The sequence below is a fragment of the Actinoallomurus spadix genome (assembly GCF_024055725.1).
GTDB lineage: Bacteria > Actinomycetota > Actinomycetes > Streptosporangiales > Streptosporangiaceae > Actinoallomurus > Actinoallomurus spadix.
In genome coordinates this window covers 16,864-29,978 of record NZ_JAMXMX010000001.1, presented here as the reverse complement: position 1 = coordinate 29,978, position 13,115 = coordinate 16,864, and the positions used below count along the sequence as shown (strand labels likewise).

At 72.1% G+C, this 13,115-nt stretch carries 12 protein-coding genes; 10 read left to right on the top strand and 2 right to left on the bottom strand.

The genetic code is table 11. The annotated features are described in order from the left end of the window. Window positions 1–126: 126 nt before the first annotated feature. Both NE235_RS00135 and hemG read left to right on the top strand, forming a co-directional pair. Window positions 127–1,050: a ParB/RepB/Spo0J family partition protein gene (locus tag NE235_RS00135; protein WP_252798556.1), complete on the top strand. Its 924-nt coding sequence runs from the start codon at window positions 127–129 to the stop codon at window positions 1,048–1,050. Between the two features lie 34 nt (window positions 1,051–1,084). After that, window positions 1,085–2,554 carry a protoporphyrinogen oxidase gene (gene hemG / locus NE235_RS00130; protein ID WP_252798555.1) on the top strand — a complete coding sequence of 490 codons (1,470 nt, stop codon included), beginning with the start codon at window positions 1,085–1,087 and terminating at the stop codon, window positions 2,552–2,554. A gap of 202 nt (window positions 2,555–2,756) precedes the next feature. On the opposite strand, the gene NE235_RS00125 is transcribed toward hemG, so the two are convergent. Then, window positions 2,757–4,544, bottom strand: coding sequence for an FAD-dependent monooxygenase (locus NE235_RS00125; RefSeq protein ID WP_252798554.1), 1,788 nt, complete (start codon window positions 4,542–4,544; stop codon window positions 2,757–2,759). Between the two features lie 178 nt (window positions 4,545–4,722). Then, window positions 4,723–5,112, bottom strand: a complete 390-nt coding sequence (locus tag NE235_RS00120) for a VOC family protein (protein ID WP_252798553.1) — start codon at window positions 5,110–5,112, stop codon at window positions 4,723–4,725. Window positions 5,113–5,257: 145 nt separating this feature from the next. On the opposite strand from NE235_RS00120, the gene NE235_RS00115 reads away from it, so the two are divergent. From NE235_RS00115 to NE235_RS00080, 8 genes are all read left to right on the top strand, one after another. Continuing rightward, a complete protein-coding gene (locus NE235_RS00115) occupies window positions 5,258–6,169 on the top strand; it encodes a sigma-70 family RNA polymerase sigma factor (RefSeq protein WP_252798552.1) in 912 nt (303 codons plus the stop codon). Continuing rightward, window positions 6,166–6,645: a pyridoxamine 5'-phosphate oxidase family protein gene (locus NE235_RS00110; protein ID WP_252798551.1), complete on the top strand. Its 480-nt coding sequence runs from the start codon at window positions 6,166–6,168 to the stop codon at window positions 6,643–6,645. The genes NE235_RS00115 and NE235_RS00110 overlap by 4 nt, the downstream gene beginning before the upstream one ends. A gap of 257 nt (window positions 6,646–6,902) precedes the next feature. After that, window positions 6,903–7,892, top strand: coding sequence for a dTDP-glucose 4,6-dehydratase (gene rfbB / locus NE235_RS00105; protein WP_252798550.1), 990 nt, complete (start codon window positions 6,903–6,905; stop codon window positions 7,890–7,892). Between the two features lie 54 nt (window positions 7,893–7,946). Beyond that, window positions 7,947–8,762: a gamma-glutamyl-gamma-aminobutyrate hydrolase family protein gene (locus NE235_RS00100; protein ID WP_252798549.1), complete on the top strand. Its 816-nt coding sequence runs from the start codon at window positions 7,947–7,949 to the stop codon at window positions 8,760–8,762. 177 nt (window positions 8,763–8,939) lie between these two features. After that, window positions 8,940–9,809 carry a glucose-1-phosphate thymidylyltransferase RfbA gene (gene rfbA / locus NE235_RS00095; RefSeq protein WP_252798548.1) on the top strand — a complete coding sequence of 290 codons (870 nt, stop codon included), beginning with the start codon at window positions 8,940–8,942 and terminating at the stop codon, window positions 9,807–9,809. A 46-nt stretch (window positions 9,810–9,855) separates the two neighbouring features. Next, complete coding sequence (locus tag NE235_RS00090) at window positions 9,856–11,007, top strand: nucleotide disphospho-sugar-binding domain-containing protein (RefSeq protein WP_252798547.1); 1,152 nt, start codon at window positions 9,856–9,858, stop codon at window positions 11,005–11,007. Between the two features lie 78 nt (window positions 11,008–11,085). Further along, entirely contained in the window at window positions 11,086–12,006 is a 921-nt protein-coding gene (locus NE235_RS00085; protein ID WP_252798545.1) for a putative sugar O-methyltransferase, read from the top strand. A gap of 89 nt (window positions 12,007–12,095) precedes the next feature. Then, complete coding sequence (locus NE235_RS00080) at window positions 12,096–13,082, top strand: methyltransferase (RefSeq protein WP_252798542.1); 987 nt, start codon at window positions 12,096–12,098, stop codon at window positions 13,080–13,082. The last annotated feature ends 33 nt before the right edge of the window (window positions 13,083–13,115 follow it).

Sequence of the window (13,115 nt, the reverse complement as noted above, 5' to 3'; positions counted from 1 at the left end):
GTCAGGCCGGAGCACGACGAATCGGTGACCGACGACGGATTCGATCTGAGGAATTTCGAGAAGCTGCCGGCCCAGGATGTGGCGGTGAGCGCATTGTCCTCTGGACTGTACTTGCGCCAAGGCGGGATGAACGCGGCCCACGTTCAGTCGCTCATCGACGCGGCGGGCTCGGCGGAACTTCCCCCCATCCTCGTGCAGGAGGACGGCTGGCGCGTCATCGACGGACTGCACAGACTGGAGGCCGCCAGGCTCCGCGGCGACCAGACGATAAAGGCACGATTCCTCGACTGCACGGACTCCGAGGCGCTCGTGCTGGCCATGAAGGCGAACAGTTCCCATGGGCTGCCGCTGTCGAGGGCCGATCGCGTCGCCGGAGCCAAACGGGTCCTGACCGCGCATCCCGACTGGTCCGACCGCGCCCTCGCCGACATCACCGGGCTCAGCGCGAAGACGATCGCGTCGTTGCGCAGCCGGTCGGCGGACGGGGCGCGCGGCGGTGGCAAACGCCTCGGCCGCGACGGGAAGCGGCGCCCGGTGACCGCGGGTGAGGGCCGGCGCCGCGCCGCCGAGTACATCAGCGCGCATCCGAACGCGCCGCTCCGGCAGGTCGCCCGGGAGACCGACGTGTCGCTCGGCACCGTGCACGACGTGAGCGCCCGCCTCCGCCGTGGCGTCAGCCCGGAGCGGACCGGGCACCGGACGGTGAAGCCGGCCGCGCGTCCGACCGGCGAGGTCTCCGAAACGATCACCAAGGCGCCCGCGGCGAACGCCACGCCGCTCCGGCGCAGGAACCACACCGACACCCCGCCCACCTGGGCCGAGGTGGCCGCCAAGGTGGCCAACGACCCGGCCATCCGCTACACCGAGGGCGGCAAGGAGTTCCTCCGGTGGATGGGGCTGCACGCGGCCGACCCGGACCGGTGGCGGCAATTCCTCAACACAATCCCGGCCCACTGGCTCAGCGTCATCGCTCCGATAGCCGAGAGCATCGGCAAGGAGTGGAGCCTGTTCGCCGAGCGGCTCAAGAGCAAGCAGGAAACGGTGCGTTAGGCGCTCACCAACACCTACAAAAGGAGCAGGTGGAATGGCGGACAACGGACGGGATCGAACAGACGCGGCGCCGCACGTGGTCGTCGTCGGGGGCGGCATCGCGGGGCTGGCGGCGGCGTTCTTCCTCAAGGACGAGCCGGTGCGGGTGACGGTCCTCGAAGGGGCGTCGAGGCTCGGCGGGAAGCTGGCCGTGTCGGAGGTGGCGGGCGTCGCCGTCGACGAGGGCGCGGAGGCGCTGTACGCCCGGCGCCCGAAGACGACCGGGCTGATCAAGGCGGCCGGGCTCGGTGACCGGATCGCGATGGCGGGCACCAAGGCGGCCGCCGTCTGGACCGGGAACGGGATACGGCCGCTGCCCGGCCGTCAGCTCATGGGCGTGCCCGCCGACATGGACGACCTCGCAGCGACCGGCATCCTGTCGGGTGACGGGGTGGCCCGGGCGCGCGAGGACGCCACGATGCCGCCGTCCGAGCGGGACGGCGACGTCTCCGTCGCGGCGTACGTCGCGGGACGCCTCGGCCAGGAGGTCGTGGACCGCCTCGTCGACCCGTTCCTGTGCGACGTCTACGCCGGACGCGCCGAGGAGCTGTCGTTCGAGGCCACGCTGACCCCGCTGGCCGTCGCGTCGCGCAAATACCCGTCGCTCGCCGCCGCGGCCGCCTCGGTGACGCCGCCGCCGGACCCGGCCGAGGAGAAGGTGCCCCCGGGCATCGCCACCCTCGCCGGCGGGCTCGGCACGCTGCCCGGCGTCCTCGCGGAGGCCGTGCTCGCCGCCTCCCCCGGGGCGGCCGTACGGACCGGGGCCACGGTCAGGGAGCTCGCCCGCGCCGAGCACGGCTGGCGGCTGACCGTGGGAACCGGCGCGAACCCGGAGTACATCACCGCGGACGCCGTGGTGGTCGCCGTTCCCGCCGGCCCCGCCGGCACGCTGCTGGCCGGGGTGCCCGGGGTGGCGCAGGCCGCCGCCGGGCTCGCCGAGATCCCGTACGCCGACACGGCGGTCATCACGCTCGCCTACCCCCGCGAGGCGTTCTCCGGTGGACCCGCCGGGCGGCGGCTCAGCGGCTACCGGGTGCCGCCGGTGGAGGGACGGACGGTCAGCGCGGTCACGTTCACGACCGTGAAGTGGCCGCACCTGGCGGGCGAGGTGGAGATCGTGCGGTGCCAGGCGGGCCGGATCGGCGACGAGAAACTGCTGCAGCGCGACGACGCCGAACTCGCCGCGCTGGCGGCCTCCGAGTTCGCCGAGGCCACCGGGGTGACCGGCGCCCCGGTGGCGACACGGGTGACGCGGTGGGACGGCTCGCTGCCGCAGTACACCGTCGGTCATCTCGACCGGGTCGCGCGGATCCGTGCCTCGGTGGCGACCCAGCCCGGGCTCGCGGTCTGCGGTGCCGCGTATGACGGGGTGGGGGTCGGCACGTCCATCGCGACGGCGCGTAAGGCCGCCGACCAGGTGCTCACCTGGCTGCGGGAGAAGGCCACCGCTCGTTCCGTGCGGTGAGATCGCGGGCCGCCGGCTCCGCGGAGCCGGCGGCCGGTGCGAACGCGGGGCGGGGCGCGAGGTGCGCACCGGCCCGTGGCCTCGGGGCCTGTCTCGAAGCCCGCCGCCCTACGGCGCGGCGCGGACTTGAGACAGGCCACAACGGCGTCGTGCCCCGGCCGGCGACCGCGTGAGGGCGCGGCCGGGGCCGGGGACCGCCTGATCAGACGCCCTGGGGAACGCGGTGGGCGCCGGCACCGGGGTTCAGGACGCGGGACACCGCGTTCGCCAGGGCGCCCACGGGATCCTCACCGGCGCCCCTGCTGCGCCATGCCACGTGATTGTCGGGCCGCACCAGTACGGCGCCCTCTCCGGTCACCTCCCGTACGGTCTCCCACCCGCCGTCGACGTCGGCGAACTCGGCGCCGTTCCCGATCCGGGCCGCGAAGACGGGGATCGAGAACTTCTCCGCGACCTTCGCGGCGGCCTCGCACCACGGCGTTCCCTCCGGGCCGGTGAGCAGCGCGAACCCGGTCCCGCTGCCGGTCAGGTCGTGCGTGGACAGGCGCCGGCCGCCGCGCTCGAGCCAGGCGTGGGGCAGCCGGTGCCCGGGGCGGGTCGTGGGGTGGTACACGTCCCGCATGGGCGTGCGCGCCGGCGGCCGGCCGCCGTCCGGGACGACCGCGCCCTCCTCGTAGGCGAAACCGATCTCCACGTCGAGCGCCTGGCAGCCGCCCCGGTGCGTGCGGAACATCTCCTCCGCCCGCGCCCGTACGGTCGCGCCGAGCGGAGACGGGTCGAAGAAGGCGGAGATCCTCGGCACCCGGCGCTCCGGCGGGACGCGCTCGCCGAAGCCGATGGCGTCGAGGAGCGCCTGATGGTGGGTTGCCGCGGACATCGCCCAGTCGATGTTGTGCCGGCCGACCGGCCGCCGCTCCGCCTCGTAGGTGTCGAGCAGGCCGTCGTCCGCGCGGCCGGTGAGGACCGCGGCCAGCTTCCACGCGAGGTTGTGCGCGTCCTGGATCCCACTGTTGAGGCCGAGCCCGACGGCGGGCGGCTGGCGGTGCGCGGCGTCGCCGGCGAGCATCACCCGCCCGACCCGGTACCGGTCGGCGAGCAGCGCCTCCACGGTCCAGTACGTCACCCGGTGCAGGGTCACGTCCAGGCCGGGCAGCCCGAGGACCTCGCGGATCCGGGTGATCGCCGTCCGCTCGTCGTAGCGGGTCGGATCGTTCGGGGAAAAGTGCAGGCCCCACTCCTCACAGCCCTTCCCCCAGGTCGGCCCCATCTCGATGAGCGTGCTGGAGAGCCTCGGGTCCTCCGGGTGGAGGAGGTGCGTGAGGAGCGTGCCCTCGTGCCACCACGCCGACAGGTCGGCGGAGAAGTACACGGTCGTGGTGTGCACCAGCCCGTGCAGGCCCTGCATCTCCACGCCGAGGGCGGAGCCGAAGGTACGGCCGCCGTCGGCGGCGATGACGTACTGCGCGACGACCGTGGTGATCTCCCCGGTCTGAAGGTCGCGGACCGTGGCGGTCACGTGGTCGCCCTCATCGGAGAAACCGGTCAGTTCGTGGCTGAACAGCACGCGCCCGGGATTGCGCTGCTCGGCGTGGCGGCGCAGGATCGGCTCCAGCCGGAACTGCGGCAGTTTGGAAGGCAGGATGGGCCCGGCCGCCTCGTACGCCTCGCGCAGCGCGCCACCGCCGAAGGCGTCCATCTCATGGATCAGCCGCGCGTCCAGCGGTCCGTCACCGGCCAGGGAGGTCTGCCAGCGCACCTTGCCGAACTTCTCCAGTGGCGCCCCCTCCTCCACCACCTCTTCGTCGAGCCCGTGCTGGCGGTAGATCTCCATCGTGCGCTGGTTGAGATAGTGCGCCTTCGGAATCCTCGACGTGTCCGCGTGCCGTTCCACCAGCAGGTGGCCGATGCCGTGGTCGGACAGGAATACGGAGGCGGACAGGCCGCACCCGCCACCGCCCACGATCAGAACCGGAACCTCGATTGCGCCCATGTCCGTCCTTCCAGAAGGTGACAACAAGGAGGCGAGCGTTGGGCGCAGCCTGACGAAGGTTCCTGCAATCCCGGTCAAGGACGGGTGGACTCTGCCAGGCACGACGTGTCCCGAACAGAGCTGAGGGCCGGCCGGAGAGGAGGGCGGCCGGCCCTCAGCGATCAGCGGACGGCCCGGGTCAGCTCGCGGTCGCGACCTTCCACAGGTAGCCGTCGGGGTCGGCGAAGTAGCCGAAGTACCCGCCCCACTGCGCGCTCTCCGGCTTGCGGACCACGCTGCCACCGGCGGCCTCGGCCTTGGAGATCACCTCGTCGACCTCTTCACGGGACCCGGCGCCGTAGTGGAACGAGACACCGCGGAATCCGGAGCCCTCCGACGAGACCCCGGCGTCCTGCGCGGCGGCGTCCCACTCGTAGAGGGCCAGCGACGAGGAGCCCTCGCCGAGGGTGAGCGAGACGAAGTTCGGATAGTCCTGCTCGATCTCCGCGCCCAGGCCCTCGGCGTAGAACCTCTTCGCCCGGGCCATGTCCCGGACGCCGAGCATGATGACGTTCACCTTCGGTGCCATCGCTACCTCCTCCGTATCCGTGCCTGCGTAAGTCGCCCCCGAGCCCCGGCGATCCGCGGTGGGAACGTTCAACCGGGCGGGCCTCCGGTGGCTCGCCTGTCTCACCCGTCGACTGGTATGACAGGTGCGGACGGAGGAATGTGACATGAGCGAGCAGCACGACTGGCTGACGCAGCGCTTCGCCGAGCACCGGAGCCGGCTGACGGGGCTGGCGTACCGGATGCTCGGCTCGCGCGGTGACGCCGAGGACGCGGTGCAGGAGGCGTGGCTGCGGGTCAACCGCGCCGACCCCGACCGGGTGGAGAACCCCGCGGGATGGCTCACCACGGTCGTGGCCCGCGTCTGCCTGAACATGCTGGAGTCCCGCCAGTCCCGGCGTGAGGAGCCCGCCGGGGCGCTGCCGCCCGACCCTGCCACGCCGCACCCGAGCCGTGATCCGGCCGGCCAGGCGGGTCCCGAGGACGAGGCGCTGCTCGCCGATTCGGTGGGCGTCGCACTGATGGTGGTGCTGGACAGGCTGACGCCCGGCGAACGGCTCGCGTTAGTCCTGCACGACGTCTTCGACGTGCCCTTCGGCGAGATCGGCGCCATCATCGACCGCTCCCCGGCGGCGGCCCGGCAACTCGCCAGCCGGGCCCGGCGCCGGGTGCGCGGGGCGGCCGCCGGATCCGACGGCGCGCACTCCCGGAAGCGGGAGATCGTCGCCGCGTTCCTGGCCGCCTCCCGGGACGGCGACTTCGCCGGCCTGCTCGCGCTGCTCGATCCCGGCGCCGTGCTCGTCGCCGATCCGGCGACCGTGCGGATGGGCGCCGCCGCCGAGGTCCGCGGCGCCGACGCGGTGGCGGCCACCTTCAACGGACGGGCTCAGGCCGCGCGGCCGGCGCTGGTCGACGGCGTCCCGGCGGCCGTCTGGGCGTACCGCGGCCGGCCGAAGGTCGTCTTCACGTTCACGGTCACCGACGGGAGGATCACCCGCATCGCCATGGACGCGGACCCCGACCGGCTCCGCGACCTCGACATCGTCTTCCTGAGCGCCGGCGGCAAGGAGCGGTCATGAACCTCGAGCAGGGCGAGATGCGAGGCCGGGTCGAGCGGGAGCGGGTCGTGCGGCTCGCCACGGTCGACGACCGTGGCCGGGCGCACGTGGTGCCGGTCATCTTCGCGGTCGACGGCGACGTCTTCTACTCGCCGACGGACAAGAAGGCCCGGCCGCCCAAGCGGCTACGGAACCTGGACCACGACGAGCGGGTCACGATCCTGGCCGACTTCTACGACGAGGATTGGGTGAAGGCGTGGTGGGTGCGGCTGCGCGGCACCGGCCGGGTGGTCGGCGACGGCCCGGAGCGCACCCATGCGATCGGCCTGCTGGACCGGAAGTACCCGCAGTTCGCCGGCCCCGCGTACGCCGAGGACGGCGGCCCGATGCTGGCGGTCGACATCGGCGAGTGGACCGGCTGGGCGTACAGCGGCCGGCCTTTGGGAGGCCGCGGGTGGTGGCCGTGGCGCGGGCGGCCGTGGCGGCGCTCCCGGTGACCCCCCGGCCCGCACGCTCGGGAGACCGGCGGGACCTTCCCTGGTGACCCGCCGGCCCGCACGCTCGGCGAACCGGCGGGGCCGTCCCCCGGTGACCCGCCGGCCCGCAGGCTCGGCGAGCGGGGGGCCGTTCCCGGTGGTCGGCCCGGTAGGGCAACCTCGGAGATGGCCGCGCCCGGCGATCGGCGCAGGCTAAGAGGCATGCACGAGGCGTACCGGCCCGTGCTCGGCGGCCACGGCGAGGTGCGGATCAGCTCATGAGAATCCTGGTGACGGGGGGTGCCGGCTTCATCGGCTCGCACTACGTGCGGACGCTGCTCGGCGGCGGCTATCCCGGCTGCGAAGACGCGCGGGTGACCGTGCTGGACAAGCTCACCTACGCGGGGAACCCGGCGAACCTCGACGCGGTGGCCGGGCGATTCAGGTTCGTGCGCGGTGACATCTGCGACGCCGGCCTCCTGGCGGACCTGCTGCCGGGGCACGACGCGGTGCTGAACTTCGCCGCCGAGACGCATGTCGACCGGTCCATCGCCGGAGCGGCCGAGTTCGTCTCGTCCAACGTGACCGGTGTGCAGGTCCTGCTCGACGCGTGCCTGGCGGCCGGAGTCCCGCGTGTCGTCCACGTGTCCACCGACGAGGTGTACGGGTCGATCGCCGCGGGGTCCTGGGCCGAGGACGCGCCGCTGGATCCGAACTCGCCGTACTCGGCGGCGAAGGCGGGCGGCGACCTGCTGGCCCTGGCGTACGCCCGCACGCACGGGCTGAACGTCTCGGTCACGCGGTGCTGCAACAACTACGGCCCCCACCAGTACCCGGAGAAGGTCGTCCCGTTGTTCGTCACCAACCTGCTGGACGGCAGGCCGGTCCCGCTGTACGGCGACGGTCTCAACGTGCGCGGGTGGATCCACGTCGACGACCACTGCCGCGGCGTCCAGCTCGTTCTCGAGCGAGGCGAGCGGGGGCGGGTGTACCACATCGACGGCGGCACCGAGTTGTCGAACCGGGAGCTGACCGCGGCGATCCTGACGGCCTGCGGCGCGTCGTGGGACATGGTCGTGCCGGTCACCGATCGCAAGGGCCACGACCGTCGCTACAGCCTGGACGACTCGCTGCTGCGGTCGATGGGCTACGCGCCTCGGGTTCCGTTCGCCGAGGGTCTCAAGGCGACGGTCGAGTGGTACGCGGACCACCGCGACTGGTGGGCGCCCCTGAACCGGCCCGCGCCGCCCGCGCGGCCCGGATCATGAGAGGCCCCGGCCGGTCGTGGTCCTCCCATTTCCCTGGAAACGATGAGGGTGATCATGAATTCGACCCCGAACGGCACGGTGCGCGCACGGCGGTCCGCGGAGCGGCCGGTCATCGGCGTATGCGCCCGGACGGCGCCCGTCACGCTTCAGGGCGCCCCCATGACCGTCAGCCTCGCGCTGCAGTCGCACGTGGACTTCCTGGCCGCCGCGGGCTGCGCTCCCCTGCTGCTTCCCCTGCTACCCGGCGTCGAGCACCCCGTCGACCACCTCGACGGCCTGCTCGTGCCGGGCGGCCCGGACCTGGATCCGGCACTGTACGGAGCCGCCCCGCACCCCCGGACCCGTGGCGCGAACCCGGCCGTCGACACCGCCGAGCTCGCGCTGGTCGCTGCGGCGCTCGACGCCGGCCTGCCCGTTCTCGCCATCTGCCGCGGCATGCAACTGCTCAACGTGCGGTTCGGGGGCACGCTGCACCAGCATCTGCCCGAGGTCACGGGCCATGACGGTCATTGCCCGGAGACGGAGAAGTTCACCTTCGGCGGGAACCGCCTGGACCTGCGGCCGGGCAGCCGGATCGCCGAGATCCTCGGCGACGGCCCGTCCGAGGCCGCCTGCCACCATCACCAGGCGATCGACCGGATCGGCACCGGCCTCACCGCCACCGCATGGGCCCCGGACGGAGTCGTCGAGGTGGTGGAGGTGACCGGCCACCCGTTCGCGATCGGCGTGCAGTGGGAGGCCGGCCAGACCGAGGACGAGCGGCTGCACCGGGCGCTCGCCGAGGCGGCCGGGCGTTCCGCCGCGCAGGCGGCCGGCCGGCGCGCCGTCGACGGCAGCGGTCCCGTTCGACCGGCGACCACGCGCGGTTGAACGCGGCCGGACCGTGTCCGGGCGGAGCGTCCGCCCGAGTCACCACGGCACCGTCGAAGATGCCGACCGGCCATGCGGCTGTCCACCATGTGGAGTGGACGGAATGCGGATGACCCGGTGGCGAGCCTCGCCATGGGTCTTCGCTGTGCCGGTACGGACAGGGCGAGGAGGCGGGCCGTGAAGGGGATCATCCTGGCCGGCGGCCATGGCACGCGGCTGCACCCGGTCACGCTCGGTGTCTCGAAGCAGTTGCTTCCGGTCTACGACAAACCAATGATCTATTACCCGCTGTCGGTCCTGATGATCGCGGGTATCACCGAGATTCAGATCATCTCGTCGCCGGACGACCTGAAGGTCTTCCGGAAACTGCTGGGCGACGGTTCCTGGCTGGGCATCTCCCTGAGCTACGCGGAGCAGGACAAGCCGCGGGGGATCGCGGACGCGTTCCTCGTCTCCGCGGACCACATCGGAGATGACCCGGTCGCCCTGGTGCTGGGCGACAACATCTTCCACGGAGCGGGGTTCGGGACCCTGGTCCACCGGGCGGCGCGGAACGTCGAGGGCTGTGTCCTGTTCGGCCACCCGGTACGGGATCCGCAGCGCTACGGGGTCGGTGAACTGGACGAGCGGGGCAGGCTCGTCTCGATCGAGGAGAAGCCGGCCAGACCGCGGACGAATATGGCGATCACCGGCCTTTATCTCTATGACAATCGCGTGGTGGAAATCGCCGGAAAACTGCAGCCGTCCGAACGCGGGGAGCTGGAGATAACCGATGTCAACCGAGCCTATCTGGAGCGGGGCGAGGCCACGCTGATACCCCTGGGCCGCGGCTTCGTCTGGCTGGACACGGGAACGCACGACGCCCTCATGGAGGCGGGGCAGTACGTGCAGGTCCTGGAGCACCGGCAGGGCGTGCGGATCGCCTGTCTCGAAGAGATCGCCTGGCGACTGGGATACATCGATCGGGAGGCCTTCCATCGCCTCGGCCGTCGCCTGGCGAAGTCGTCCTATGGCCGCTACATCATGGAAGTGGCCGAATCCGGTTGAGGCCGGTCATCGACGTCGCCGTCTCACCGAAGGAAAACGGATTGCCATGAAGATTCTGTTCATCGCCACCGGCAGCCAGGCGACCGTCTATGGCATGGCGCCTCTCGCGGCGGCCGTGCAGAATGCCGGACACGAGATCATCCTGGCCGGCAATGACCCGCTGATGAGATTCGCGGAGGCCATCGAGATCCCCGCGGTCTCCGTCACGCCCGAGCCGATCCGGCATTTCATGGGGAACGGCGGCGCGGGGAGCACCCCGAACCCTCCCAGGGATCTGCGGGAGGAGGAGTCGCTGAACTTCGGCCGGGCCTTCGCCAGGATGGCCTCCGCCGAATGGGACGCGCTGCTGGACCTGGTGGAGGACTGGCCGCCCGACCTGGTCGTCGGCGGCTCGATGAGCTATGCGGCGGGGCTGCTCGCCACCCATCTCAAGGTCCCCTACGTGCGCCACGCCGAGTACCTCCGGATCCCGATGGCGGAGATCGACCCGGTCGCCGAGGAGGGGCTCCGGCCCGACCTGGAGCGCCTGGGCCTGGCGAACCTGCCGGACCCGGACCTGTTCATCGACGTCTCCCCGCCCTCGCTGCGGCCCGCCGGCGCCCCCGACGCGCAGCCGATGCGCTGGATCCCCCGGAACCCGCAGCGCCGCCTCCAGCGGTGGATGTACGCCCGGCCCGAGGGACGCCCCCGCGTATTGATCACCTCGGGAACGCACTTCCGGATGCTCTCGGGCGGTTCGATGCGCCGCCTGGTGGACCGGCTGACGCGGATCGGGGCCGAGGTTCTGGTCGCGGCGCCCGAGGAGACCGCCGAGGAGCTCGGCGGAGACCTCGGTGACGTCCGCGTCGGCTGGATGCCGCTCGACGTGGTGGCCCCCACCTGCGACCTGATGGTGCACCACGCGGGCGCGGCGACCGCCATGACGGTCATGACCGCCGGGGTGCCCCAGCTGATCGTGCCACCGAACTTCCACACGAAGGCCATCGCGCGGGCGCTGTCCGGCTTCGGTGCCGCGCTGACGGTTCCGCCGGAGCAGGAGCCCGGTCGGGACCCGGTCGAGACGATGGCCGCCGGCTGCGGGGAGATCCTCTCCACCCCGCGGTACCGGCAGCGGGCCCAGGCCCTCGCCGAGGAGATCGCCGCGCTTCCCGGCCCGCCGTCGGTCGTACGCACGCTGGAGACGCTGACCGCTTCATGAGACCGGCCGCCGGAACCACGACGGTGCCGGACGCCGCAGACGATTCCCCGCGCCTCGGGGTGCAATCGGGAGAGCGAGATGAAGTCCACCTATCAGGCCAGCGCGCAGTGGGAGCACATCAGCAGGCGCTGGGTCACCGAGGACGTGCCGAAGAATCTGGCGCATTTCAAGTCGGGTTCTCCGAACCACAAGATCGCCCTTTGGAATCCCGCGGCGAACGGGATCAGGTACCTCAAGACCCTGATCTACAATCTCGCGTCCGGTCTCGGGCCCGACGGCTGGTCCCGGCTCCGGCGCATCCGCAACCGCGAGATCGGCGATCCGTTCAGCGTGACGATCGACGGCGAGAGCGTCTGCCTGGATTACCTGCAGGCGGTGCTCGAACTCGAATTCATCGAGGAGGAGATCGACCTCGCGGGCGCGCGCGTCCTGGAGATCGGGGCCGGTTACGGCCGGACGTGCCACGCCATGCTCGGCAACCACGACCTCGTGTCGTACCACATCATCGACCTGCCGAACACGCTCGGCCTCTCCCGGACCTACCTGCGCGCCGCCCTGGACGACGAGCAGTTCGCCAAGGTCACCTTCATCACGGTGGACGAGCTCGACGACGCGCTCGGCCCGCATCGTTTCGACCTGGCCATCAACATCAACTCCCTCACCGAGATGCCGTTGGACACGGTGCGCAACTACCTGGCGCTGATCGATGGCCGTTGTGCCGCGTTCTACGTCAAGAACCCGGTCGGCAAGTACATGGACAAGAGCCTGGACGGGCACGCGCAGGGTGACGAGGCCGTGCGCATGGCGATGGAGACCGGGCCGCTGCGGCAGGTGGTCGACATCGACGACAGCCGGGCCGTGGAGGCCGCCGTGCCGGCCTTCCTCGCCGCCTACCGGCCGGGTGACCGGTGGACCTGCGTCGCCGACGGCTGGGCCGTTCCCTGGACGTTCTTCTGGCAGGCCGTCTACAAGCGCCTTCCCGCCACGAGCGGTTCCTGACCGGACGGCCGGAGGCGCCGCCCGCCGGCCGGGCACGCGGCTCCCCGCGCACGGGCCCTCCCCCGGCCCGACGACCCTGGAGGTAACGAGTGTCGGACGAAGAAGTGGATTTCCGGGCGCTGAGCGACCTGGCGACCCCCTGGTGCGTACGAGTGGTGGCGACCCTGGGCGTCGCCGAGCACATGGCGGCGGGCGTCACCCACGTCGACGAGCTGGCCCGGAAGGCGGACTGCGACGGCGATTCGCTGGCCCGGGTCCTGCGCCACCTGGTGGACAAGGGCCTCTTCCAGGAGCCGGCCGAGGCCGAGTTCACCCTCAACGAGCCGGCTCGTGTCCTCCTGGACCCCCGCGTACGCGGCGGCCTCGACCTCGACGGCTCGGCCGGCCGGCTCGCCGGAGCGTGGAGCGGCCTGCTCGCCGCCGTCCGTACAGGCCGCCCCACCTACGAGCGGGTCTTCGGGCTCCCGTTCTGGCAGGACCTGGAGGCCAATCCCGATATCGCCGCCAGCTATGACAGGCTCATGGGCCTTCAGGGCCGCGGCGTCCCGGACCCCGCGATCCTGGTCGACGACGACTGGGCGGACGTCCGTCACGTCGTCGACGTCGGCGGTGGGACCGGCGCGATGCTGGCCGAGATCCTGCGGGCCCACCCGCGGGTGCGCGGCACCCTCGTGGATCTCCCCCGCACGGTGGCCCGGTCCGCCGAAGTGTTCGAGGCCGCGGGGGTGGCCGATCGGGTGACGGTCAGCGGGCAGAGCTTCCTCGACCCGCTGCCCGGCGGAGCGGACGTCTACCTGCTGGCCTCCGTGCTCCTGGACTGGCCCGACGACCAGGCGATCACGCTGCTCACCCGCTGCGCCGAGGCCGCCGCTCCGAACGGCCGCGTCGTCGTCATCGGTGGCGTCACCCCTGGGAGCGCGGCCAGCAAGGGCGCCCTCGTGCTGATGGTGATGACCGGCGGCCGGACGCGGAACCTCGACCAGTTCCGCGCGCTGGCGGCGAAGGCGGGTCTCACGGTCACGGCGTCCGGCCAGGGACCGTCCGGCCGTTTCATCGTCGAGAGCCGCCCGGCCTGACCCGTAACTCCGCACCAGCCGTCCTCAACCGGG